The following is a 25,150-nucleotide window of genomic DNA, read 5'->3' on the forward strand; positions in this document are numbered from 1 at the left end:
TATAGTATCAAATCATGACGAAACAAGTGGAAATTTTCACAGATGGTTCTTGCTTAGGCAATCCGGGACCTGGTGGCTATGGCATCGTACTGCGTTATAAGCAAAACGAGAAAACCTTGGCCAAAGGCTATACCCTGACAACCAACAATCGCATGGAAATGATGGCTACCATCGTAGCACTCAAAGCCTTGAAAGAACCGTGTCAGGTGATCCTCACCACTGATAGCCAATACGTTCGTCAAGGTATTACTCAGTGGATCCATAACTGGAAAAAACGTGGTTGGAAAACCGCTGATAAAAAACCGGTAAAGAATGCTGATCTTTGGCAAGCGTTGGACAAAGAAACCGAACGTCATCAAATCGACTGGCGCTGGGTTAAAGGACACGCAGGGCATCGCGAAAACGAAATGTGCGATGAACTGGCGCGCACAGCAGCAGAAAACCCGACCGATGAAGATACTGGTTACATTCCTAGCTAACCAATCAATTCGATTTTGGCGATACCTTGTAATTGACGCTAACTGGCGTCAATTTTCGTTTTAGCTTCCAATGCGGTTTAATCGGCTTGAGTGGGTAAGTGCGTTTTCGCGCCACAATATAATACAAACTGCCAAAAGGCGCAGCCCAATCGCCTATACCGTTCTCCAGCCAAGTCCACATCGTGCGCGAACGCTGCATAGGAAACAAACCATAGCGATCACATTCAATCACCTGGTAATTGAGTATCCCTAGCCAATCTTTGACGCGACTGGGCGTGAACATACGACCGCTCCACGGCAAATTATTTTTTCGCCAAGGCATCAAACTCGCCAACCCCGTAAAACTTAGTGGGTTAAAACCTGTGATGATCAAATAGCCATCATCAATCATCACTCTGTCCACTTCGCGCAACATGCGATGCGGGTCATTGCAGTAATCAAGTTGATGGGCAAGAATAACAACATCAAAGCTTTTCTCTAAAAAGGGTAAATCGTAACCATCTGCAATCACATTATGCAAAGGATTGTGGATATCTAGATTTACTTGATGTTGAATATTGCAATTGCAACTGGTGAGCTCACAACTGAGCCCGCCCAGTTTAAGCATATGGTAGCCAAAAAGTTTTGGGCACCACTCATCGAGTCGAGTTTGGATTGATTCGCTAACCCATTGACCGTTTTTCAATTGCGCCCAAGAATGAGGCTGCTGAAGCTTTTTTTCACTGCGTGCTGGTTTCATAGCTAGCTCACTTTGATGTATGGAGACTCAACCATGTTAGATATCAAAAGCATACCTGCATTTAACGACAATTACATCTGGCTGATCGAAAATAGCGATCGCCGTTGCGCGGTTGTCGACCCAGGTGATGCCGCCCCTGTGTTGGCTTATCTCCAAGAGCATAACTTAACACTCGATGCGATCTTGATCACTCACCATCACAATGATCACATTGGGGGAATACCTGAGCTGGTTCGCCAATTTCCTGGGATTGATGTCGTGGGTCCTGCCGATGAGCCCGTACCTACCCTAACCCATCCAGTCAGTGCTGGCGATCAAATTCATCTATTTGACGAAGTATTTATGGTGATTGGTCTTGAAGGTCACACCCTAGGTCATATCGGTTATGTTGGGGATGGTAAACTCTTTTGTGGCGATACGCTCTTCTCTGCTGGCTGTGGACGCGTATTTGAAGGCACCATGGAGCAAATGTATCAATCGCTACAAAAGTTAGTCGCTTTGCCAGAAGAGACCGAAGTGTTCGCTGCTCACGAGTATACGGCGAGTAATATTGCCTTCGCCCTTGCGGTTGAACCTGATAACGCACAACTGCAAAAGTATCGCGACGAAGTGATTCGCCTGCGCGCACAAAACAAACCCACTTTGCCAACCACAATCCGCCGAGAAAAGTGGATTAACCCGTTCCTGCGTGCAGATGAGCCAAGTGTCATAAAGTCCGTGAGCAATCGTACAGCGCAAATGGATCCTATCTCAATTTTTACAGCATTACGTGAGTGGAAGAACGAATTTTAACGTTTTCTTGCTTGTCATATAACCAGAGTCGCAAGTATTATCAGCAGCCATTTTTTAAAAGGGCTGTTCCATGCGATTTAAATACAGCTGGGTGACGCTACTGCTTTTAGCCGGTTGCCAAACCACCCAGCCTACTACTGAAAAATCTGATGCGCAGACAACATCAGGCAACGATTCTACTGTTACAGTAGCTCCAGCATCATCGGTGACTACACCTGTAGAACCTGAAGTAGTTGCAGCTCCTGTGGTTACCCCTCAATCGCAACAAGATGTGTGGAAACGCATCGCGATGCAATTGGAGATGCCAATTCCTAACCACAAAAAAGTGGACTACTACCGAACTTGGTACCTAAAGCACCCTAACCACCTAAAAACGGTTTCTAAGCGCGCTGAACCTTTCCTATTCCTGATCACTGAAGAGATTGAGAAACGAGGGCTACCGCTCGAACTTGCCCTACTGCCGGTTGTGGAAAGCTCATTTGATGCCTTTGCCTACTCTCACGGCAGCGCGGCGGGTCTTTGGCAATTTGTGCCATCTACCGGCAAGATGTATGGGCTTGAGCAAGACTTCTGGTATGACGGCCGTCGCGATGTCCCTGCTGCTACCGGTGCAGCGCTCGATTTTCTGACCGATCTTAACCAACGCTTTGATGGCAACTGGTCACACGCTATTGCCGCTTATAACAGTGGTGGCGGTCGTGTCTCCAGTGCTATCCGTAAAAACAAAAAATTAGGCAAGCCGATCGATTTCTTCTCGCTCGACTTACCAAAAGAAACCAGTAGCTATGTACCAAAACTGTTAGCTTTGGCTGATGTGGTGGCGAACCAAGAAAAATACGGCATTGAGATCCCGCCGATTGCCAATAAACCTGTGGTTGAGTTGGTTCAACCTAAAGAGCAGCTCGATCTTGCTATTGCCGCCAACTACGCCGGAATTTCGGTACGTGAGCTACAAAGCTTAAACCCAGCTTACAATCAATGGGCAACGTCACCTGACGGCAACACCCAATTGCTTCTGCCGCTAGATTCAGTAAAAAAATTCAATACTGAGCTGACAGCAAACCGTGGAAAAGGCATGAAAGTGGTGCGCTATAAAGTTAAGTCTGGTGATACGGTTAGCGTGTTAGCGCGCAAATACAGCACCACCAGCCAGGTGATCCGTAGCGCGAATAACATGAGTAACAACAATATTCGTGTTGGTCAGCACTTACTTATCCCGGTTTCCACCAAAGATGATAAAGCCTACAGCTTAAGTGCCTCTAATCGCTTGGCGAAAACACAAGCAACCGCGCGCGGTAAGTTTAAAGTGACTCATACCGTGACCAAAGGTGACAGCCTTTGGAGCATTGCTAAAGCCAACAAGGTGTCACACACCTCGCTAGCAAAATGGAATGGCATGGGACCTCGCGATACCCTACGCGTAGGGCAAAAACTGGTGATCTGGAAAAACAGTTCTGATGGCGCAATCATCCGTACTGTATTCTACAACGTGCGCAGCGGCGACACGGTTAGCGGCATCGCTAGTAAGTTTAAGGTGAAAAGCCAAGACATCGTAAAGTGGAATAACCTACAGAAGAAAAAGTACCTACAACCGGGACAGAAACTCAAGTTGTATGTTGATGTCACTAAGGTAAGTGTATGACGCCTTCTAGTAACCCACTTTCTATGCTAGTGGATATATTTCGCTCGCCGAGTGCATGTTTTCTTGCATTGCATCAACGCGGCATGTGGGGCTGGCAACCGTTTATCGTGTTATTAGTCACCCCATTTCTTTTTTGGGGTGCCTACTTTGACATGGTTGATTTTGAGTGGCTAAAACAAGCTTTGATCCCGCAACTGCAGCAAGTCAGCCCAGAGCAAATTGCGCTACTCGATACTAACACGTTAATGGCATCCGAAATCATCCTTGATATTTTGGGGCGCATTACCACGATTGCACTGCTAGCGTTATGGCTGTTCTTTGCGACCAAGCCAAGCCAGCATCAACACGGATTCTGGAAATGGTTTGCCGCTAGTTGTGTGATCATCTTTCCTGCCGTGATTGGTGATTTGGCAAGCTATATCAGCGCACTACTTAAACATGGTCAGGTGATGAGCTATGCCGCTGATCTCAATAGCCTTAATGGTCTGTTAAAGCTACCGATGACCAGCGAATGGTTTAATTTTGCCAATACTCTACCGCTGCTGATGCCTTGGTATATCGCACTTAGCTACGCAGCAGTCGGCACTTGGACGGAGTTCGAACGCGGACAAGCGCTGGCAATCTCTGCACTACCTTGGTTTATATACTTTGTTGCTTGGGCGCTGTTTATTGTGATTTTCTAAGCCAACTAAGGTAAGCGAAAATAGACTTCCATTGGATTATGATCAGAGGCGTCACTTATTGGCGCCTTTGCTTTTTCTAGCACTAAGCCCCGATAAAAAAGGTGATCAAGCGGCAAGCCATTAATAAATTGCTTACGATGATCAGGCTGATAAATCGCTTCTGTTACCTGAAGTTTTTCAAGCAGTGACTTCATTACTTGTAAACGCTCTTCACTCCAACTGTTAAAATCGCCAGCAATGATCATTGGACCCGAATGCTGTGCGAGCGCTTTGGCGAGTTTACCCAATTGGCTATGGTACTCCTCGGTGCCATAGGTGAAATTAATCGCATGGATATTTACCACCGCCAAACTTTGCTCATTAGACAGCGGGTAGTTGGCGTATATTGCCGATTTAGGTAGTCGCAACCAAGGTTCCATCTCTGTGTATGCGCACGCTTTTCTAGGCAGTTCATGCGCCAAATTCAACACGCCAGCTGAGGTATCAAACGCTTTAAACGCATCGACCAGATTGCCACTCCACTGACCCTGATCGATCCAATGACGCAGTTCCGGTGTCATGCTCGCCTCTTGCAGCAACAGCAATTGTTTATCCTGCGCAAGATAATCTAACGCGCTCTGCCAACTGCTTCGATTCTGCTTATAGATATTCCAAACCAGCACATTTAGCTCGCCTTGCTTGTCGAGCACTGTAGCTTTAGGGTTGTTATAGCAAGCCAGTTCAGGTGCTTGTGTGGCAGGCGATAAGGTAGATACTTGGGCAGAGTCAGGCAAAGTAAATATCGTATGGTAAGCGAATATCGTCGCGGCGACCGCAACCAAAGGTAAGGCGATAAGGGTTCTTTTTTTCATAATTCGGATATCTCAGCCCAGCTAATATCCATATTGTACTCAATTTATTTGAGTTTGCAGGGGAATGGGGAAAGGGAATAAAACAAAAGAGCCTTGCGGCTCTTTCATCAAAATTAGATGGCGTCTTCGTCTTCTTCACCGGTACGAATACGGACAACACGCTCAACATCAGTGATGAAGATTTTACCATCACCAATTTTACCAGTTTGTGCAGTCTCGATAATCGTGTCGACACATTGATCAGCCACTTCATCGGTTACGACAATCTCTAGCTTCACTTTCGGTAAAAAGTCGACCATGTACTCAGCACCACGATAAAGCTCTGTATGACCTTTTTGACGACCAAAGCCCTTCACTTCAGAAACCGTCATACCAGTAATACCAACTTCTGCCAAAGCTTCACGCACATCGTCCAATTTAAAAGGCTTAATAATTGCCTCAATCTTTTTCATGTTCATCCCTTAAACTTACGTTGTTTGCGCCATTATCCCAAAAAGCTAGCGCAATAAAAAGCCCAAGCGAGAAGGCTTGGGCGATAAACTGATATTTTAACTTTAACTATTTCAAACTTGCATAGTATGCCGCTAAATTCGCGATATCGGCATCACTGAGTAGATCCGCTTGCACTTTCATTACCGCCGATAAACCACCTTGGCGTTGATTGGTTTGATAGGCTTTCATCGAAGCCACAAGATATTGCTCATTCTGCCCTTTGAGGTTTGGGTAACCCGGGATTAAGGCTATACCATCCACGCCATGGCAAGAAGCGCAGATGCCTGCTTTTGCCTTACCCGCTGCTGCATCACCTGCCGCCAATGACGAAGTACTCACTAAGCTGAGCCCAATTAGAATACCAAACACCCATTTGTTCATTGCTGTTCCTTATCTATTATTCTGTTTCTATTTATCAAGATAATTGTCACACAAGTTAAAGGGGCTTGTCCCAGATGAGTTCACAATCTTGCCCGGCAAATCTTTGATCAATAAAAAGATTGGCGATAGCGACCACCCGATCTTCACACATCAATATCGGCAAACGCCGCCTCTGCCAACTTGGTACGCCATACTCTTGAAACAGTTTTTTTAGTTTTCGACTGTGTCCACGTCCAACCGGATGAGCACTTAACCCTTGTGGGTCAAAAATGATCGATAAGTTCTTATCTTGCAGTGTATCCGCAGCCAGCAAACCACCCGCTTGAAGGCGCAATGTAATCTCGCCTAAACCATCCGGCAGCGCTACGGTTTCATCTAAGCTGATAGACTGATGCCAACTTGAGATGTCGTGTACCTCGGTCACCCAATAGAGACGCTGTTCAAAGCGCCTAATTTGACCATATCCTAAGTTGAGAATCGGATTGGCATCCTCACGCGCTAAAGCCACCTCCTGCCAGATCTTGACTAGGTGTTCACGACTTGGCATCTTAACCTCAAGCTTAGCAAGCCATTGGCGGATAATTTGACTGCGAACTCGTTCACTAAATGTGGCTAATACTTCGACTGAAAGGCTTTGATATTCGCACATCGCTTGCTCAAGCTTATCTTGCAGTAGTTCTTGCAATAGCGCTTCTTGCTCGGCACATAACTCACTGCTGCGCTGCACAGACTTACTAAAGTGTGGCCAACGTTGTTGCAAAATCGGCGCTACTTGGTGGCGGATAAAATTGCGCTCAAAGCGAGTATCTTGATTACTCTCATCTTCCACCCAAGTGAGTTGATACTGTTGCGCGTACTGTTCGATTTGTGTTCGAGAGGCGCACAAAAGTGGGCGTAACATACTTGCACTGGCAAAAGGGATTTGCTTTGCCATCGCGGACAAGCCTTTTGGACCACTGCCGCGCTTTAGTGCTAAAAGAAAGGTCTCGAGTTGATCATCACTATGTTGACCAGTGAGTAAGATGTCTCCGGACTGCAAGTGTTTCGCTAATGCCTGATAGCGGGCTTCACGTGCACTTTCTTCAATACTGCGACCGGCAAGATCTAGCTGAACCCGCTCAACCCGCAACTCTATCTCTGATTGCTGACACCAATCGATGCATTGCGCTGCCCAATTATCAGCATTGCTGCTCAAGCCATGATGAACGTGAACCGCCAAGCAGGGAACTGGATATTGCTGCTTATAACGACGCAGTAAGTCGAGTAACACGCGTGAATCAATGCCGCCACTTAGCGCTAACACCAATTTATTCGGCTTGGACTCATTAACAGTGTGTGTAAAAAGATCTAATAGAGGATCCATGGTCGAGAGCATCGAGAGAGTTGTTGCCATTATTCTACACCAAAACAAAAGGGTTGAGACTAGCTCAACCCTTTTCATCTATTTTCTGTCATTTCCCCAAACTAATCGGGTTTACAGCTAGGTTACCCTTCAACAAAGCTGTAATTCTGAGTAGGCAGGGATCAGCAGTAACCGTAATTCATAAGACGTTGATAACGGCGTGCCATTAGTGCTTCATCATCAAACTGCTCAAGCTCTTCAAGTTGACGAAGCAGAGTTTGCTTCATATTTGCCGCCATTTGCTTGTGGTTACGATGTGCGCCACCTAGTGGCTCTTCGATGATCTCATCGATTAACTCAAGCTCTTTGAGACGCGGAGCGATTAGACCCATCGCCTCTGCCGCTTGCGGTGCTTTATCTGAATCACGCCATAGGATTGATGCACAACCTTCAGGTGAAATTACTGAGTAGGTTGAGTATTGCAGCATGTTCACATAGTCACCGACACCAATCGCCAGTGCACCACCTGAACCACCTTCACCCACTACGTTACAGATCACTGGCACTTTAAGACCAGCCATCACTTTCAAGTTGGTTGCGATTGCTTCTGATTGACCACGCTCTTCAGCGCCAACACCTGGGTAGGCACCTGCGGTGTCGATAAAGGTGATGATCGGCATGTTAAAACGCTCAGCCATTTGCATTAGGCGTAGCGCTTTACGGTAACCTTCTGGCTTTGGCATACCAAAGTTACGTTTCACTTTCTCTTTGGTTTCGCGACCTTTTTGGTGACCAATGATCATCACAGGACGACCTTCAAGACGCGCCATACCACCCACGATCGCTTTGTCGTCTGCGTAATGACGGTCACCAGCAAGCTCATCAAATTCAGTAAAAATGTGGTCGATGTAATCTAGTGTATAAGGACGCAATGGATGGCGGGCTAATTGAGCCGTTTCCCAAGCACCTAAGTCACTGAAGATTTTCTTTTTTAGTTCTAGACTTTTTTTCTCTAGTTGCTCAATCTCTTTATCGAGATCGACGCCAGCCTCACCACCATGACGCGATACGCCACGTAGCGCTTCAATCTTAGCTTCAAGTTCTGCGATAGGCTTTTCAAATTCTAGAAAGTTTAGGCTCATCTATCGATCCTTTTTGATTCGGCAACGTGTACCAAATTTAGTTAAATTCGAGTTCTACTTGGTCAGAACCAAGCAACTGTTTTAAATCATCTATTAGAGCGTCACTCGGCGTCACTCGCCACTCTGTACCTAAGGTCAAACGCGCTCTGGCGTCTTGACGTTGGTAATAAACGTGAACAGGAATAGTTCCTGCTCGATGAGGCTCTAGAATGGTACTAAAGCGCTCAAAAAACTGGCTGTCGACTTGCGATTCGCTAATCGAAACAGAGAGACCGCGGGCGTATTTTTCACGCGCAGCGCCAAGGTCCATTACCTCGCGCGCGGTCATTTTAAGGCCACCATTAAAATCATCAAAGCTGACCTGTCCAGAAACTACTAGAATTTTATCGTTTTCAAGCAGTTCTGCATATCTTTCTAACGCATCCGAGAACAACATCACTTCCATACGACCACTGCGGTCATCGAGCGTCATAATGCCAATGCGAGTGCCGCGCTTGGTCGTCATCACTCGCGAAGCGATAACCAGCCCCGAAATAGTCACTGATTGATCGCGACGAGTTGGCGTTGCGTCTTTAAGTCGACAACTGGTGTACTTACCAAGTTCCTTGATATAGGCATTAATTGGGTGTCCGGTCAAATAAAGACCCAGCGTTTCACGCTCACCCTCTAACCACACCTTCTCTGGCCAAGGTGGCACTTTGGTGTATTTGTTTTCAACTTCTTCTGGTGCTTCAGTCAAAACGCCAAACAAGTCAGACTGTCCAAAGGCTTCTGCTTGGTGATGTTGACTCGCCGCTTTTACCGCATCATCCAGAGACGCCATCAAAGCAGCACGATGGGGACCCAATCTATCCAATGCACCTGCATAAATCAGCTTTTCAATCACACGCTTGTTGACCTTTTTCAGATCAATACGCGCACAGAAATCGAATAAATCTTTAAAGTGACCATCTTTATTGCGCGCAGCTAAAATCGCTTCAATAGGACCTTCACCCACCCCTTTAATCGCACCGATACCGTAAACAATCGCACCGTCATCGTCGACATTAAAGCGATACAGCCCCGAGTTGATATCCGGTGGCAGTACTTTAAGTTTCATGCGGAAACATTCATCAACCAGGCCAACCACTTTCTCGGTATTGTCCATATCCGCGGTCATTACTGCCGCCATGAACTCTGCCGGATAGTGGGTTTTTAGCCATAACGTCTGGTAAGAAACCAACGCATAGGCAGCAGAGTGCGATTTGTTAAAGCCGTAGCCAGCAAACTTTTCTACCAAGTCGAAGATTTTCATCGCCAACTCGCCATCGACGCCATTTTTCACCGCGCCGTCTTCAAAAGTGGCACGCTGCTTGGCCATTTCTTCTGGCTTTTTCTTACCCATCGCACGACGCAGCATGTCCGCTCCACCTAGGGTGTAGCCCGACAGTACCTGCGCGATCTGCATTACCTGCTCTTGGTAAAGAATGATGCCGTAGGTTGGATCGAGGATCTCTTTTAATGACTCGTGTTGCCATTTTTCATCAGGGTAAGAGATCGCTTCACGACCATGCTTACGGTCGATAAAGTTATCTACCATGCCTGATTGCAGTGGCCCCGGACGGAACAGAGCTACCAATGCGATGATGTCTTCAAAACAGTCTGGCTGCAGACGTTTGATCAGCTCTTTCATCCCGCGCGATTCAAGCTGGAACACTGCGGTGGTTTCAGAGTTCTGCAGCACACGGAATGAGGCTTCATCCTGCAGTGGAATCGACTCAATACGCACAGGCGCTTCGCCATTACGCTCAAGACGCGGGTTAATTAAGCCCAGCGCCCAGTCGATAATAGTTAGGGTACGTAGCCCCAAGAAGTCAAACTTAACCAGACCAGCAGTTTCAACGTCATTCTTATCAAACTGAGTTACCGGGAAGTGACCTTCCGCATCAGCGTAGATAGGTGCAAAATCAGTAATGGTAGTTGGTGAGATAACCACACCACCCGCGTGTTTACCCGCATTTCGCGTACAACCTTCGAGGATGCGACACATGTCGATCAGTTCTTTGACTTCCTCATCGGCAGCATACAACTCTGGCAAAGCTGGTTCTGCGGCAAACGCTTTTTCCAGCGTCATACCTGGGTCTGGCGGTACCAGTTTTGAGATGCGGTCAACAAAACCAAACGGGTGGCCAAGCACACGACCCACGTCGCGAATTACCGCTTTTGCCGCCATGGTACCAAAGGTAATGATCTGTGATACCGCATCACGACCATACATTTCCGCTACGTGATCAATTACTTGGTCACGCTTATCCATACAGAAGTCAACGTCGAAATCGGGCATGGATACACGTTCTGGGTTAAGGAAACGTTCAAATAGCAGGTCGTATTCAAGCGGATCGAGGTCAGTGATCTTTAACGCATATGCCACCAATGAACCCGCACCTGAACCACGACCAGGACCAACCGGGATGGCGTTATCTTTTGACCACTGAATGAACTCCATTACGATCAAGAAGTAGCCCGGGAAGCCCATATTGTTAATTACTTCCAGTTCAACTTCGAGGCGCTCATCGTATTCAGGACGACGCTTTAATCGCTCTTCTTCATCGGGGAACAGAAACTCAAGGCGCTCTTCAAGACCTTCTCGAGATTTCATCACCAAGAATTCGGTTTCTTCCATGCCTTCGGTTGGGAAGGCTGGCAAGAAGTATTCACCCAGACGAACCGTGACATTACAACGCTTAGCAATCTCAACACTGTTCTCGAGTGCTTCAGGAATGTCAGCAAATAGCTCACACATTTCCTCTTCACTACGCAGGTATTGCTGAGGGCTGTAGTTCTTGGGACGGCGAGGATCTTCTAAAGTGTAACCATCGTGAATCGCAACGCGGATTTCGTGGGCATCAAACAGCTCTTCGTTGAGAAACACCACATCATTGGTTGCCACCACTGGCAGGTCTTTTTCCTCAGCCAATTCAAGCGCAAAGTGTAAATAGCTCTCTTCGTCAGCACGACCAGTACGAGTCAGCTCTAAATAGTAGCGGTCAGCAAAATGTTGCTGATAAAAATCAACACACTGATCCACCAGCTTTTTATTGCCTTTCAGCAACGCTTTACCTACATCACCATTCTTACCGCCTGAGATGAGGATCAAACCTTCTGCGAGATCAATCAGCCAGTCACGATCAATCACTGGCTGATGTTGCACATGTCCGCGTAGGTAGGCTTTAGAAATCAGTAACGTTAGGTTCTTATAGCCAACGTTATCCGCCGCCAACACCGTTAATTTAACCAGCTCATCACCAAACTCTGGGATTTGCATAGCAAAGTCAGCACCAATAATTGGCTTCACGCCACAACCGTGGGCGGTACCATAGAATTTCACCAAGCCACATAAGTTGGTGAAATCGGTTAATGCCATGGCTGGCATGCCCATTTCGGCCACTTTCTTCACAAGAGGTGGCACTTTCGACAGGCCATCCACCATGGAGAAATCACTGTGAACACGAAGGTGAATAAACTTTGGATCTGACATTAATACTTTCCGGCTTTGACGCTTAACTGACTATTCTACGCGATTACTCTTCGAGTCCGAGTGCTTTTTTTACTGGTTTGAAGCTTTTACGGTGTTGATCAATCACACCATGCTGCTCAATGGCTTCAAAGTGTGCTTTGGTTGGATAACCTTTGTGCTTGGCAAAGCCAAACTGTGGGTATTGTTTATCCAACTCTTCCATTTCTTGGTCACGTACCACCTTGGCGATGATCGATGCGGCACTGATTTCTGCCACGCGTAAATCGCCTTTAACCACTGCTAACGCATCCATTGGCAACTGTGGACAGCGATTGCCATCAATTAAAGCCAAATCAGGTTGTACTTGCAGCCCTGCAATCGCGCGCTGCATCGCTACCATTGTCGCTTGTAAAATATTCAGCTCATCGATCTCTTCAGGAGAACAGCGCCCAACAGACCAAGCCAGTGCTTTCTCTTTAATCTCTGGCAATAAGGCTAAACGTTTTTTCTCGCTTAGCTTCTTCGAGTCGTTCAACCCTTCAATAGGGTTATTTGGATCAAGGATCACGGCAGCGGTCACCACATCGCCCACTAGAGGTCCACGACCTACTTCATCCACACCAGCAATCAGTTGGTAACCTTGCGGGTACTCAAATGGCGGTAACTCTTTTTTCTCTTTCGTCATACTGCTTTATTCATTTCAATTAGGTTTAACACCGCTTTAGCGGCTTGCTGATCGGCATCTTTGCGGATCCAATGGTGCATCTCAGTAAACTTACTCACCATTGCTTGACCATGCTCACCGAGTAGACGCTCTACCTCTTGGCTAAGATTTTCAGGGGTACACTCTTCTTGCAGGAACTCTTTGACCAACTCTTGATCAGCCAGAATATTCGGCAGCGAAACATACTTGGTTTTTAACATGCGGCGCGCCAAGAAGGCGGTAAAGGCATTGACTTTATAACCTACCACCATTGGACGCTTAACCAACATGCACTCTAGCGCGACGGTGCCTGAAGCCAACATGACTGCATCAGAAGCGGTAATTACGTTCTTAGCCGTATCGTCGATGAGTGTAAACTCGAGCTCTGGGGCGATCTCTTGCCATGCCGCTTCAAATTGCTCACGACGTTTTTGATTAACCAGTGCGACGACAAAACCAAGCTCTGGATCTTTCGCATGCAGTTGCTTACAGGCTTGAATAAACGGTTCCGCCAGCATTTTGAGCTCGCCACCACGACTGCCCGGCAGCACAGCTAACCAACGCTTGTCTTGCGCTAAGCCAAGCAGTTCACGGGCTGGAACTTTATCTGATTGCAGAGGAATTGCATCCGCCAAGGTATGACCAATAAATTCACACGGCACATCGAATTTATCGTAAAACGCTTTTTCAAATGGCAAAAACGCCAGCACCAAGTTGGTTGCCTTGGCAATACCAAAAATACGCTTTTGTCGCCATGCCCATACCGATGGACTGACGTAATGCACGGTCTTAATCCCGGCATTTTTCAAGTCAAGCTCTAAGCGCAGGTTGAAATCTGGAGCGTCAATCCCGACAAAGACATCTGGTGGATTTGAAGTGAAGTATTTGACCAACTCAGCTTTGACTTTCAGCAGGCGCGGTAAGCGACCGAGCACTTCGACTAAGCCCATCACTGACAACTCTTCCATATCGAATAGAGATTCACAGCCTTGAGCAATCATCTTAGGTCCACCAATGCCAACAAATTCCGCGTTCGGATATTGCTGCTTAATCGCTTTGATAAAGCCTTCACCTAAGGTGTCGCCAGATAGTTCACCTGCGACGATACCAATTCTCAGCGGTCTTTCCATCGTAAATTTTCCCCAGCTTAAAAACACAAAAAGACCGCAGTTCATCACTGCGATCTTTTGATACTAATTTGAGCTCAATCGCTTAGCGAATAATGCCACGTTCAGTGGATTCAAGCATCTTCAACATTGGCTCAATTGATGCCCACTCTTGTGCCATCTCTGCCAAAATTGGTTTTACTTCTTCTAGCGTTTTACCTGAACGGTAAATCTCTTTGTACGCTTTTTGCAATGCACGTAGTTCTGGTTTTTCAAAGCCGTTACGCTTTAGACCCACTAGGTTTAGACCAAATGGTGAAGCGTGGTTACCTTGAGCCAGTACGTATGGCAATACGTCTTGCACCACCGCAGAACAACCACCGATGTAGGCGTATGCACCTACCGTACAGAATGGATGAATCGCAGACAACGCCATCACACCTGCGTAATCACCTACCGTTACGTGACCACCAAGAATCGCATTGTTACCAATATGAGTATGGTTACCAACGATAACATCGTGCGCAACGTGAGCATTAACACACAGAAGATTATCATTGCCGATCACGGTCGTTGCTTTATCTTGTACCGTACCACGGTGGATTTGCACCGCTTCACGAATCACATTGCGATCACCAATCACTACCGTGGTATCTTCACCACCGTATTTCTTGTCTTGGTTCTCTTCGCCAATCACTGCGTGCGGGAAGATACGGTTATCTTTACCAATCGTAGTGTGACCTTTGATCACAACATGTGACATGATTTCAGTGCCTTCACCAATCTCGACATTCGAGGTGATGTAAGTAAATGGACCAACGGTTACGTTAGCGCCAATTTTTGCACCTTCTTCAACCACCGCCATTGGGTGGATTTGAGCAGTTTCATGAATCATAAATTAAAACTCTCGACGAGCACATTTAAGGTCTGCAGAACATACAACATCGCCATCAACTTTTGCAGAGCATGAGAATGCTGCAATACCACGGCGCTCTTTAACAAACTCAACTTCAATCACTAGCTGATCACCAGGTGTCACTGGCTTGCGGAATTTTGCGTTATCGACACTAGCAAAGTAGTAAAGCTCGTTACCTGAAGGTGCGCCAAATGATTTGAATGCTAGCAAGCCCGTTGCTTGAGCCATAGCTTCAAGGATCAATACGCCAGGAAAGACAGGAAGTTGAGGGAAATGACCAGTAAATTGCGGTTCATTTACAGAAACATTTTTAATCGCGGTCAAGTACTTCGCTTCTTGGTAGTCGGTCACACGATCAATCAATAAAAATGGGTAGCGATGCGGTAACAATTCCTGAATCTCAGTAATGTTCATCGTTTTATTTTCTGTAGTCAAAGTCATATTCCTATTTCTGAATGCTTAATTCATTTTCTGGCAGGCATTATACCCAAGTATGTTACTGATGCTATGGAGATCAAGAAACATAAGTAAGTAAAGACAAAAAAGACCCGCCCATTGCGAGTCTTTTTGGAATCAACGAATTTAACAATCCGCTTTATCCTCTAGCTGTTTTTCGACAGCTTTTAAGCGCTTGTTCATCTCATCGATGCGATGCACGCGTGTTGCAGTCTTGCGCCACTCTTTATTGGTCTGTAGCGGAATACCTGATGAGTACATACCTTTTTCTTCGATACCACGCATCACCATGCCCATACCTGTGATAGTCACACCATCAACGATCTCAATATGACCATTAATTACGCTCGCGCCACCAATAATGCAGTACTTACCAATTTTGGTACTACCAGCGACTACTGTACCACCAGCCATCGCTGTACCATATCCGATCTCTACGTTATGAGCGATCTGCATTTGGTTATCAATAATGACGTTATCGGCAATCACAGTATCATCTAACGCACCACGGTCAATCGTGGTACACGCGCCAATTTCAACACGGTTACCAATACGCACCGTGCCAAGCTGAGGGATCTTAATCCACTCACCTTTTTCATTGGCATAGCCAAAGCCATCGCTGCCAATCACGGTATTTGCTTGAACTAGACAGTCACTGCCTAACTCAACGTTGTGATAGATACTAACATTAGCCCAAAGCTGAGTATTGCTACCAATTTTAGCGTGTTGACCAATAAAGCAACCTGCACCAATGATGACGTTATCACCAAGCTCAGCACCCGCCTCGATAACCGCGTTAGCGCCAATTGAGACGTTGGCTCCAAGTTTCACTGTTGCATCGATTACCGCAGAAGGCGCAATGCCTGATGCTGCTTTCGGCGTGGTATCTAGCGCTTGCGCCACTTTCGCAAAAGCAACGTAAGGATCATCGACAACCAGAGTATTGCCTTGGCACTGCTCTAATTGAGCCGCTTTCACCATGACTACTGTTGCTTGGCATTGCGCTAAATGTTTCGCGTACTTTGGATTAGACAAGAAAGTCACATGACCTTGCTGTGCTTTATCCATTGGTGCAACCATAGTGACTGTCGCTGTCGCGTCACCATGTAACTCGCCCCCAGTAATTGTTGCCAATTCGGCTAATGTCAGTGTCTTCATAAACGTCTATTTTAGTGCTTTGATTACGTCTTCAGAGATGTTGTACTCAGGTTTAGAGTATTGCAGTGCTGTGATATCAATAACCATATCGTAGCCCTGCTTCTCTGCAACTTCTTTTACTGCTTTTTGAATAACTTGGAATAGTTTCGCTTTTTCTTGCGCTTCGCGGCGTGCCGATGCTTGCTCAAGTGCTTGCGCTTTGATCTTGTACTTACTGTCTAGCTGACCAATTTCAATGCGGATTTTCTCCACTTCTTCTTGACCAAGTAGCTCGCCATCACGCTTCAGCTTCTCAATTTTCGTTCTTGCTTCTGCTTGAATCGCTTTTAGCTCATCCGCTTTGTCTTTGAATTCTTTCTGCATCTGTTGCAATACCGCTTCACGCTGCGGTAACTCTTGGAACACCTGAGCTGTATTAATGTAACCGATCTTTTGCGCCGCTTCAGCCGCGTTAGCAAAAAGAGAAGAAGTCATTACTAGAAGACCAAGACCAGCCGCTTTGATTGTTTTATTCACTTGTAAATTCCTTTAATTAGAAGGTTCTGCCGATTGTGAAAGTGAAGAACTCTTCATCGTCACCTTCATAACTTTCAATTGGTTTCGCCACTGAGAACACTAATGGTCCCATTGGTGACATCCATTGCAGCGCAACACCGTAAGAAGCGCGGTAATTTGCTGGATCTGAGTAATCGTAATACAGCGGATCGCCAATATCACCTTTATAGACAAACTCGGTATCCCACACGCTCGCCGCATCAATAAAGGCACTAGTACGCACTTGACTGCGAACTTCTTCAGACGCGAATGGCGTTGGGAAAATTAGCTCTAAGCTTGCTAACGCAACAGCGTTACCACCGACAGAGTCATCACTTGTAATCAAACATGGATTGCCTGAACTACATATCTGCCCATCAACGCTACCACCTCTTTGCGATTGCACCGCTCGTGGACCAACACTGTTTGAGCCAAAACCACGTAAGCTTGAGAAACCACCTGCGTAATAGTTCTCATAAAATGGGAACAAGTTGTCATTGCCATCGGTTTGACCGTAGCCATTACCATACCCCAAACGACCACGCATCAGCAGCGTAAAGTCATGCTTTTTCGTCAACGGAATGTAATTTCTTACATCATATTGTAGCTTGAAGTATTTCGCATCCGAACCAGGCACTGTCATCATGTACGATGCACGTTGATAGTTGCCAGCTGTTGGGAAATAGCCTTTGTTTAAATTGTTGCGTGTCCACGCTAGGTTAATATCAAAGTCGTTGGTGATGATATCGCCTTCAGGCTGACCAATACTTTGCGCAAATCGTTGCGCTTGATCATAAGTTGGTACGTTACCAATCTTGTTATGCGTGTAGCCAAAACCAAACTCAAAACGGTTCAGCTCATCAAATGGGAAGCCCCAGGTTAAATCCGCACCATAACTTTCGTTGGTATAGTCGACAATACCCGCTTCTGATGCTTCAAAGGTATTGAAAAATACTTTACCACCCAAACTCACCCCATCAAGGTTCCAATATGGGTCACGGTATTCCAAAGTTAAGTTCTTTTGATAATCGTTCATCATCGCGCTTACACCAACGCGATTACCGGTACCAGCAAAGTTATCTTGCTGGAGACCGACTTGGAAGCTAATACCTGATTCAGTACCGTAGCCTACACCAAAGTTAATACTACCTGAGTTGGCCTCTTTGACACGGTAAACCAGATCAACCTGATCTTCACTACCCGGTACACGCACGGTTTGTACATCAACGGTTTCAAAAAAGCCGAGACGATTTAGACGCCCTTTACTGGTTTCAATCGCTTTTGAGTTAAGCCAGCTGCCTTCCATTTGACGCATTTCGCGGCGCAACACTTCATCTTTAGTCGAGTTGTTACCGACAAAACGAATATCACGGACGTACACGCGTTTGCCCGGTTCTACATTCACCGTCAGCGAAACCTGCTTGGTTTCTTCATTGAATTCAGGAATGGTGCGAACTTGTGGGTAAGCATAACCAGCCTCACCCAGCACACGTTTAACCCCTTCTTCCAATGAGGTCACGGCTGAGCCTTTGTAAACCTCACCCGGCTCAAACGTCACTAGACGCTCAAATTCTGCTTCTTTACCAATAAGGTCACCACGGAACTTAACGCCTTCAACCGTATATTGCGCGCCTTCATTGATACTCAAGGTGATATAAACACCTTTTTTATCTGGTGAAATCGATACTTGCGTCGAGGTCACTTGAAACTTTAGGTACCCACGATCTAAGTAGTAAGTGCGGAGCGCTTCAATATCACCTGCCAACACTTGCTTTTGGTACTTATCATCCGACAAGAAGTTCCACCACGATACGTTCGCATTGAGGTTAAAACGCGACATTAACTCGTCATCAGTAAAGACTTTATTACCGATAAAGTTAATCTGTTGAATCTTGGCTGAAACACCTTCGGTGAAAACAAATTTTAGGTCGGTACGATTGCGCGGTAGCGGCGTGATCACCGCCTGAACAGTTGCGTTGTATTTACCAACACTGTAATAGAAGTCTTCTAACCCTTTTTCAATATTTGACAGCGTTGTACGATCCAGCGCTTCACCCACGCGAATGCCTGATGCGTCCAAGTTCTGCTGCAACTGCTCATCTTTAATCGCACTGTTACCAGAGAAAGAGATAGTAGAAATGGTTGGTCGCTCAGTTACCTGGACTACCAACACATTGTTGTCACGTGATACTTTGATGTCTTCAAAGTTACCGGTTGAGTAAAGCGCACGGATGATATCTGCGACATCCTGATTGCTGACAGTATCGCCAATACGAATTGGCATTTTTAGCAACGCTGCACCTAATGCTACGCGCTGCAAGCCCTCAATCTGAATATCTTGTACTACAAAACTCTCGGCTTGCGCAGAGACACTTGTTGCCAATAGTGTTGCCAACAGAATTTTTTTCATCGCCATATTTGTTCTAGTTATTCCTTGCTACAACTTTCATCCACGTTATAGGCGAGCGAAATCATTAAAAATCGCGACCGCCATAAGGGCAAATAGAATTGCGCCACCAAAACGGTAGCCTATCTCCTGTACCTTTTCTGGCACAGGACGTCGAATAATTGCTTCGATGGCAAAGAACAGTAGATGTCCACCGTCTAGCATCGGTAACGGCACTAAATTAATAATGCCTAAGTTCACACTAATTAAAGCGAGGAAGCCTAAGAAATACACCAAGCCATAGTCAGCCGTGGTTCCCGCCCCCTTAGCTATGGTGATTGGACCGCTTAAGTTATTCAGCCCCACATCGCCCACGACCAATTTTTTCAGCATGGTAAAGGTTAAATCAATAACTTGTCCGGTTTTATCCACCGCTTTGCCGATTGACTCAAATACACCAAATTGCAGGTCGAAGCGATAATTTTCCGGCCATTCTGCGACCTCAGGGGCGATTCCAGCAAAACCAATTAAAGAGCCATCTTGTAACTCTTTACTTTGCGGGATTAAGGTTAGTGTCACCAACTGCTCATCTCTCATCACTGCCACACTCAATGGCTTATTTGGACTAGAGCGAACCGCCTCCACTAACTGCTGCCACTGAGTAATCGCTTGATTGTCAATCGCCACAATCGTATCACCAGCAATCAAACCTGCTAATTGACCTGCACTAGCATCAGATACGCTGGCTAATGTGGTCGAAATTTCCGGTGTGTAAGGTTTAAAACCAAGCGCAGACATTGCCGACTGACTTTCTGGATCAAACTTCCAAGCGGAAAGGTCGAGTTTAACTTGTTGCTCCATGCCAATGGTGTCACTAGGCACCACTGTCATCGTTAGTGTTTGCTCACCAATGTGAGAGACTAACTGCATGTTAACCGATTCCCAATCCGCGGTTTTGACGCCAGAAATCGCTTTTAGTTCCATTCCCGATTCTAATCCTGCTTGAGCAGCGATAGAGTGAGCCTCAACTTGACCAACAACCGGTTTGACAGCTGGCACGCCAATCAAGAACACTAACCAGTAAGCAAAGATAGCAAATAAGAAGTTAAACGCTGGTCCTGCAGCCACGATTGCGGTGCGCTTTATCAATGGCTTTTTATCAAACGCGTATTGCTCCATCTCGGCTGGGATATCATCCACGCGGCTATCAAGCATCTTGACATAGCCACCAAGTGGGATCATTGAGATGGTGTATTCGGTGCCATCTTGCGCAACTTTGCGCCAAATCGACTTACCAAAACCGATTGAAAAGCGTTCAACTTTTACGCCGCAACGACGTGCAACCCAAAAATGACCAAACTCATGCACCGCCACCAAAATACCTAGGGCAACGATAAATGAAATAAAGTTCCATAAGATTCCAGTCATGCTCTGCGTCCGCTAATAAAGTTGGTGGCAAGAGAGCGAGCCATTTTGTCGACCTCTAAAATGCTCTCCAAACTATCACACTTTAACTGCGTATTCATCGAACAAATTCTTTCGGTTACCCAATTATTGACACGTGCAATATGAGTAAACGGAATCGTACGATTTAAGAACGCATCAACCGCGATCTCATTGGCGGCATTCAGTGCCGTTGTGGCGTGCTGACCAATGTAGCAAGCATCAATTGCCAGTTTTAAACACGGATAGCGTTCAAAATCAGGTTCAAGGAAGGTTAGCTGACCAACTTGAGTAAAATCGAGTGGCTTCACACCGGCACGAACGCGCTCTGGATAAGAAAGTGTTAATGCAATTGGAGTTGCCATATCAGGCTCTCCCAATTGAGCGAGTGTTGAACCATCTTTGTACTGCACCATCGAATGAATCACAGACTGAGGATGAATGATCACTTTCATCTGCTCACGCGAGGCATTAAATAGCCACTTGGCTTCGATATACTCTAAGCCTTTGTTCATCATCGTCGCAGAATCAACAGAAATCTTTGGTCCCATCGACCAATTAGGATGAGCAATCGCCTGCTCAGGGGTCACATGCTCCAATTCTTCTAGATTGGAATAACGAAATGGACCGCCAGAGCCCGTCAGCAAGATATGTTCGATGCCATGCTCGCTAAGATCGCAATGACCTAGATTAGTTTGGATCTCGCTAGGCAAACATTGGAAAATCGCATTGTGCTCACTGTCTACAGGCAAAAGCTCTGCGCCGCTTTGCTTAACCGCATCAACAAAAAGCTGACCGGACATCACCAAAGCTTCTTTGTTAGCCAATAGCACTCGCTTGCCCGCTTTAACGGCTGCCATAGTTGGCATTAACCCAGCGGCACCGACAATAGCAGCCATCACAGTGTCAACTTCACTCATCGATGACACGTGACACATTGCCTCAACACCCGCCAAGACAGTAACGTTTAGTCCAAGCGCGGCAAGTGCCTTTTTCAGCTGCTGCGCTGACACTTCGTCGGCCATCACTGCATATTGCGGTTGCCATTTTGCGCACAGCTGAATCATTTTTTCGACATTCTGACCCGCAGCTAAAGCAACAATTCGAAATTGCTCAGGATTGTTTTCTATAACTTTTAAGGTGCTGGCACCAATAGAGCCTGTGGCACCTAAAATGGTTAAATTACGCATAGACTAAACCGATAGCTAAGCGAGCGAGATAAGCTCGCTCAACTCAAGAGAATAAGAAATAAAGAAGAGCAAAAACCGGGAAAGCGGCTGTCAGACTATCAATACGGTCAAGTACACCACCATGCCCTGGAATGATATTACTACTATCTTTAATACCTGATACACGCTTGAACATACTTTCAACCAAGTCGCCAAGTACTGAGATAATGACCGTCACTAAGGTAATTGCAACAAACGCCACGACACTAGCAAACTCGATATCAAACCACTCAGCCGTACCCCAACCAACTAATAGGGCGGTCACTAAACCACCTATCAAACCTTCGATGGTTTTATTTGGGCTGACATGGGGTGCCATCTTACGTTTACCGAAGCTTTTGCCTGCAAAGTAAGCGCCACTATCTGCCGCCCAGACAATAAAGCAAACGTATAAGACAAGTTTAGCGCCGTGATACGGTTCTGTAAGCACGCCTTCAGCACGTAACATCACTATGCTCCATAGAAATGGCAGCAAGGTAAGAATGCCAAATAGATGACGCAGCGGCTTAGACCCTTGCCACAGAGTGGCAGACTTAGGATATGAGATGGCAAGAGCACTTGAAACTAGCCACCAAATAAAACCAGCGCCAAGCACAAAGTAATGCACTTCAGAGAGATGATTGAGGCTGTAGGCATCAAAAGGAATAAAAACAAAACTTAGAGCGGTAACGGCGACACTCGGTAACAGTGCAGTAATACGATTATTGGTTTCAACAAACTGGGTCCATTCCCAAAAACCAATCAAAGTCACAACAGTAATCAAAGCGATAAAAAGAGGTAAAGAAAGCTTAAAAATCGCCAAGATCACTAAAGGTGCAAGAATAAGCGCGGTGATAATTCGTTGTTTCAAACTAATGTCCTTATTGGCATTCCATTAATGCTCTAACTTGCTCGCCAGTGCATCCGAAACGACGTTCACGTTCGATAAACCAAGTAACAGCTTCAATTAAGCTATCCTCGTTAAATTCAGGCCAATAAATAGGAGTAAAATAGATTTCCGCATAAGCCATTTGCCAAAGCATAAAGTTGCTAATGCGACATTCGCCACTAGTGCGAATCAAGAGATCGACCTCTGGCAAATCAGCCATGGTCAGGTGCTGAGTAATTAAACTTTCATCGATATCATCAACATTCAGCTCGCCTTGCTGAACTTGCTTGGCGATTTGCTTAGTCGCTTCAGTGATATCCCATTTGCCGCCATAGTTAGCTGCAATGTTAATTACCATCCCACTGTTGCCTGCGGTCAAAGCCTCTGCTTGAGCAATTTTATCTTGAAGCTTTTGATTAAAACGACTGGTATCACCAATCACTCTTAGGCGTAAGCCATTTTTATGCAGTCGCTTCACTTCGGTTGAAAGCACGGTAATAAACAACTCCATCAACACACCGACTTCTTCTTCCGGTCGACGCCAGTTCTCACTGCTAAAGGCAAATAGCGTCACTGCCTTGATGCCAAGACGAGCTGCAGTAGAGATGGTTTTGCGAACCGCAGAGACGCCGTTTTTATGACCAAATACGCGCGGCTTTCCTTGCGCTTTTGCCCAACGACCATTGCCATCCATGATGACAGCGATATGTTTAGGAAGTAGATCGGGTGAGAGTTGTGAATTTTGCATATAGCTTTTAGTGTTACTAGCAGGGGACAAAGAGTAGCACAAAAAAGCACTGTGCGGTGAGCACAGTGCTTTTTTTTGAAGATAGTTGAAGAATTAAACTTCCATCAACTCTTTTTCTTTTGCCGCTAGAACATCATCCACATTCTTAACAGCAACATCTGTCAGTTTTTGGATTTCTTCTTGGCCTTTACGATCTTCATCTTCAGAAATTTCTTTGTCTTTCAGAAGTGCTTTCAGATCGCTGTTTGCGTCACGACGGATGTTACGTACTGCAACACGTGCACCTTCCGCTTCACCACGTACAATCTTAACTAGATCTTTACGACGCTCTTCTGTTAGCGGTGGAAGTGGAACGCGAATAATTGTACCTGCAGACATAGGGTTTAGACCTAGGTCAGATTGCATAATCGCTTTTTCAACTTTTTGCGTTAGTTCACGGTCAAATACAGTGATAGCCAGTGTACGTGCATCTTCCGCTACAACGTTAGCCACTTGGTTTAGAGGCGTTGGTGCACCGTAGTACTCTACCGAGATACCAGATAGCAAGCTTGGGTGAGCGCGACCCGTGCGAACTTTAGAAAGGTTGTTCTTTAGAGCTTCAACACTCTTTTCCATGCGCTCTTGCGCGTCTTTTTTGATTTCGTTAATCACGATTTCACCTTAATAATTCTTCTTTCTCAAAGAAATTTTAACAGGGCTATTCGGTAAGTCGCCATTTTTCCAAATAGCGACTGCACAGATTAAGCTTTATCAGTAATCAAAGTACCTTCAGCTTCACCCATTACCACGCGACGTAGTGCACCTGGTTTGTTCATATTGAATACGCGGATTGGCATTTTGTGGTCGCGAGCAAGTGTAAATGCTGCTAAATCCATCACTTTTAGTTCTTTATCAAGAATTTCAGCGTAAGTAAGCTTATCATACAGCTCTGCGTCTGGGTTTGCTACTGGGTCTGCAGTAAATACACCATCAACTTTCGTCGCTTTTAGAACTACGTCAGCTTCGATCTCAATACCACGTAGACACGCAGCTGAGTCAGTCGTAAAGAATGGGTTACCAGTACCTGCAGAGAAGATCACCACGCGACCTTGACGCAGTTCGCGAATTGCATCTGCCCAATTGTAGTCGTCACACACGCCTTTTAGTGGGATAGCAGACATTACGCGAGCGTTAACGTATGCACGGTGTAGCGCGTCACGCATTGCAAGACCGTTCATAACGGTTGCTAGCATACCCATGTGATCACCAACTACGCGGTTCATACCCGCTTCAGCTAGACCAGCACCACGGAATAGGTTACCACCACCAATTACCACACCAACTTGAACACCTAGTTCTACCAGCTCTTTTACTTCTTGAGCCATGCGGTCAAGAATCGCAGGATCAATACCAAAACCTTCTGAGCCTTGAAGTGCTTCACCACTCAGTTTTAACAAGATACGTTGATATGCCGGTTTAGGGTTCGTAGTCATGGATTATACCTTCCAAAAAGAGAGTTATTAATTAACAGTCATGGATAGAGACTTGTCTAAATCTTTATCCATCACGACTAATCGTAAAAAGA

The 25,150-nt window shown here is 46.0% G+C and carries 23 protein-coding genes and 1 pseudogene; 4 read left to right on the forward strand and 20 right to left on the reverse strand.

Features of this window, described 5'->3' with window-relative positions; all coding sequences use genetic code 11:
• Nucleotides 1-14 precede the first annotated feature (14 nt).
• Entirely contained in the window at nucleotides 15-479 is a 465-nt protein-coding gene (gene rnhA, locus DPF93_RS12430) for a ribonuclease HI (protein WP_114766477.1), read from the forward strand.
• A 4-nt stretch (nucleotides 480-483) separates the two neighbouring features.
• On the opposite strand, the gene DPF93_RS12435 is transcribed toward rnhA, so the two are convergent.
• On the reverse strand, nucleotides 484-1,218 hold the full coding sequence (locus tag DPF93_RS12435; RefSeq protein ID WP_114766478.1) for a class I SAM-dependent methyltransferase: 735 nt from the start codon (nucleotides 1,216-1,218) through the stop codon (nucleotides 484-486).
• 33 nt (nucleotides 1,219-1,251) lie between these two features.
• Between DPF93_RS12435 and gloB the strand changes: the two genes are divergently transcribed.
• From gloB to DPF93_RS12450, 3 genes and pseudogenes are all read left to right on the forward strand, one after another.
• On the forward strand, nucleotides 1,252-2,010 hold the full coding sequence (gene gloB, locus DPF93_RS12440; protein WP_114766479.1) for a hydroxyacylglutathione hydrolase: 759 nt from the start codon (nucleotides 1,252-1,254) through the stop codon (nucleotides 2,008-2,010).
• A 232-nt stretch (nucleotides 2,011-2,242) separates the two neighbouring features.
• Nucleotides 2,243-3,652 (forward strand): annotated as a pseudogene (locus DPF93_RS12445) (lytic transglycosylase); the annotation flags it as partial.
• Nucleotides 3,649-4,335: a YIP1 family protein gene (locus DPF93_RS12450; RefSeq protein ID WP_114766481.1), complete on the forward strand. Its 687-nt coding sequence runs from the start codon at nucleotides 3,649-3,651 to the stop codon at nucleotides 4,333-4,335. The pseudogene DPF93_RS12445 and the gene DPF93_RS12450, both read left to right, overlap by 4 nt.
• A gap of 5 nt (nucleotides 4,336-4,340) precedes the next feature.
• Here the strand turns inward: DPF93_RS12450 and DPF93_RS12455 are convergent, their stop codons facing one another.
• From DPF93_RS12455 to pyrH, 19 genes are all read right to left on the reverse strand, one after another.
• Nucleotides 4,341-5,186 (reverse strand): endonuclease/exonuclease/phosphatase family protein, encoded by an 846-nt coding sequence (locus tag DPF93_RS12455; RefSeq protein WP_114766482.1) that lies wholly within the window; start codon nucleotides 5,184-5,186, stop codon nucleotides 4,341-4,343.
• 113 nt (nucleotides 5,187-5,299) lie between these two features.
• A complete protein-coding gene (glnB, locus tag DPF93_RS12460; protein WP_040987526.1) occupies nucleotides 5,300-5,638 on the reverse strand; it encodes a nitrogen regulatory protein P-II in 339 nt (112 codons plus the stop codon).
• A gap of 106 nt (nucleotides 5,639-5,744) precedes the next feature.
• Nucleotides 5,745-6,059 (reverse strand): c-type cytochrome, encoded by a 315-nt coding sequence (locus tag DPF93_RS12465; RefSeq protein ID WP_114766483.1) that lies wholly within the window; start codon nucleotides 6,057-6,059, stop codon nucleotides 5,745-5,747.
• Nucleotides 6,060-6,114: 55 nt separating this feature from the next.
• Nucleotides 6,115-7,422 carry a tRNA lysidine(34) synthetase TilS gene (gene tilS, locus DPF93_RS12470; RefSeq protein WP_114766546.1) on the reverse strand — a complete coding sequence of 436 codons (1,308 nt, stop codon included), beginning with the start codon at nucleotides 7,420-7,422 and terminating at the stop codon, nucleotides 6,115-6,117.
• A gap of 161 nt (nucleotides 7,423-7,583) precedes the next feature.
• Nucleotides 7,584-8,543, reverse strand: a complete 960-nt coding sequence (gene accA / locus DPF93_RS12475; protein WP_114766484.1) for an acetyl-CoA carboxylase carboxyl transferase subunit alpha — start codon at nucleotides 8,541-8,543, stop codon at nucleotides 7,584-7,586.
• Between the two features lie 37 nt (nucleotides 8,544-8,580).
• The gene (gene dnaE / locus DPF93_RS12480; RefSeq protein WP_114766485.1) at nucleotides 8,581-12,060 is read right to left on the reverse strand and encodes a DNA polymerase III subunit alpha; all 3,480 of its coding nucleotides are present in this window, start codon (nucleotides 12,058-12,060) and stop codon (nucleotides 8,581-8,583) included.
• Nucleotides 12,061-12,103: 43 nt separating this feature from the next.
• Nucleotides 12,104-12,724 (reverse strand): ribonuclease HII, encoded by a 621-nt coding sequence (gene rnhB / locus DPF93_RS12485; RefSeq protein WP_075649504.1) that lies wholly within the window; start codon nucleotides 12,722-12,724, stop codon nucleotides 12,104-12,106.
• Nucleotides 12,721-13,872, reverse strand: a complete 1,152-nt coding sequence (gene lpxB, locus DPF93_RS12490) for a lipid-A-disaccharide synthase (protein WP_114766547.1) — start codon at nucleotides 13,870-13,872, stop codon at nucleotides 12,721-12,723. The genes rnhB and lpxB overlap by 4 nt, the downstream gene beginning before the upstream one ends.
• Before the next feature lie 82 nt (nucleotides 13,873-13,954).
• Nucleotides 13,955-14,743 (reverse strand): acyl-ACP--UDP-N-acetylglucosamine O-acyltransferase, encoded by a 789-nt coding sequence (gene lpxA / locus DPF93_RS12495; RefSeq protein WP_114766486.1) that lies wholly within the window; start codon nucleotides 14,741-14,743, stop codon nucleotides 13,955-13,957.
• Nucleotides 14,744-14,746: 3 nt separating this feature from the next.
• On the reverse strand, nucleotides 14,747-15,199 hold the full coding sequence (fabZ, locus tag DPF93_RS12500; protein WP_114766548.1) for a 3-hydroxyacyl-ACP dehydratase FabZ: 453 nt from the start codon (nucleotides 15,197-15,199) through the stop codon (nucleotides 14,747-14,749).
• A 147-nt stretch (nucleotides 15,200-15,346) separates the two neighbouring features.
• Nucleotides 15,347-16,378, reverse strand: a complete 1,032-nt coding sequence (gene lpxD / locus DPF93_RS12505) for a UDP-3-O-(3-hydroxymyristoyl)glucosamine N-acyltransferase (protein WP_114766487.1) — start codon at nucleotides 16,376-16,378, stop codon at nucleotides 15,347-15,349.
• A 6-nt stretch (nucleotides 16,379-16,384) separates the two neighbouring features.
• Nucleotides 16,385-16,894: an OmpH family outer membrane protein gene (locus tag DPF93_RS12510; protein ID WP_164675362.1), complete on the reverse strand. Its 510-nt coding sequence runs from the start codon at nucleotides 16,892-16,894 to the stop codon at nucleotides 16,385-16,387.
• Nucleotides 16,895-16,910: 16 nt separating this feature from the next.
• A complete protein-coding gene (gene bamA, locus DPF93_RS12515; protein WP_114766488.1) occupies nucleotides 16,911-19,328 on the reverse strand; it encodes an outer membrane protein assembly factor BamA in 2,418 nt (805 codons plus the stop codon).
• Nucleotides 19,329-19,367: 39 nt separating this feature from the next.
• Nucleotides 19,368-20,726 carry a sigma E protease regulator RseP gene (gene rseP / locus DPF93_RS12520; protein ID WP_114766489.1) on the reverse strand — a complete coding sequence of 453 codons (1,359 nt, stop codon included), beginning with the start codon at nucleotides 20,724-20,726 and terminating at the stop codon, nucleotides 19,368-19,370.
• Nucleotides 20,723-21,931, reverse strand: coding sequence for a 1-deoxy-D-xylulose-5-phosphate reductoisomerase (ispC, locus tag DPF93_RS12525; RefSeq protein ID WP_114766490.1), 1,209 nt, complete (start codon nucleotides 21,929-21,931; stop codon nucleotides 20,723-20,725). Before ispC ends, rseP begins: the two co-directional genes overlap by 4 nt.
• Before the next feature lie 43 nt (nucleotides 21,932-21,974).
• The gene (locus DPF93_RS12530; RefSeq protein WP_114766491.1) at nucleotides 21,975-22,820 is read right to left on the reverse strand and encodes a phosphatidate cytidylyltransferase; all 846 of its coding nucleotides are present in this window, start codon (nucleotides 22,818-22,820) and stop codon (nucleotides 21,975-21,977) included.
• A 10-nt stretch (nucleotides 22,821-22,830) separates the two neighbouring features.
• A complete protein-coding gene (gene uppS, locus DPF93_RS12535; RefSeq protein ID WP_279628071.1) occupies nucleotides 22,831-23,616 on the reverse strand; it encodes a polyprenyl diphosphate synthase in 786 nt (261 codons plus the stop codon).
• A gap of 63 nt (nucleotides 23,617-23,679) precedes the next feature.
• The gene (gene frr / locus DPF93_RS12540; RefSeq protein ID WP_114766493.1) at nucleotides 23,680-24,237 is read right to left on the reverse strand and encodes a ribosome recycling factor; all 558 of its coding nucleotides are present in this window, start codon (nucleotides 24,235-24,237) and stop codon (nucleotides 23,680-23,682) included.
• An 89-nt stretch (nucleotides 24,238-24,326) separates the two neighbouring features.
• Nucleotides 24,327-25,058, reverse strand: coding sequence for a UMP kinase (pyrH, locus tag DPF93_RS12545; RefSeq protein ID WP_114766494.1), 732 nt, complete (start codon nucleotides 25,056-25,058; stop codon nucleotides 24,327-24,329).
• Nucleotides 25,059-25,150 lie beyond the last annotated feature (92 nt).

This window comes from Vibrio rhodolitus (assembly GCF_003350325.1).
Taxonomy (GTDB): domain Bacteria; phylum Pseudomonadota; class Gammaproteobacteria; order Enterobacterales; family Vibrionaceae; genus Vibrio; species Vibrio rhodolitus.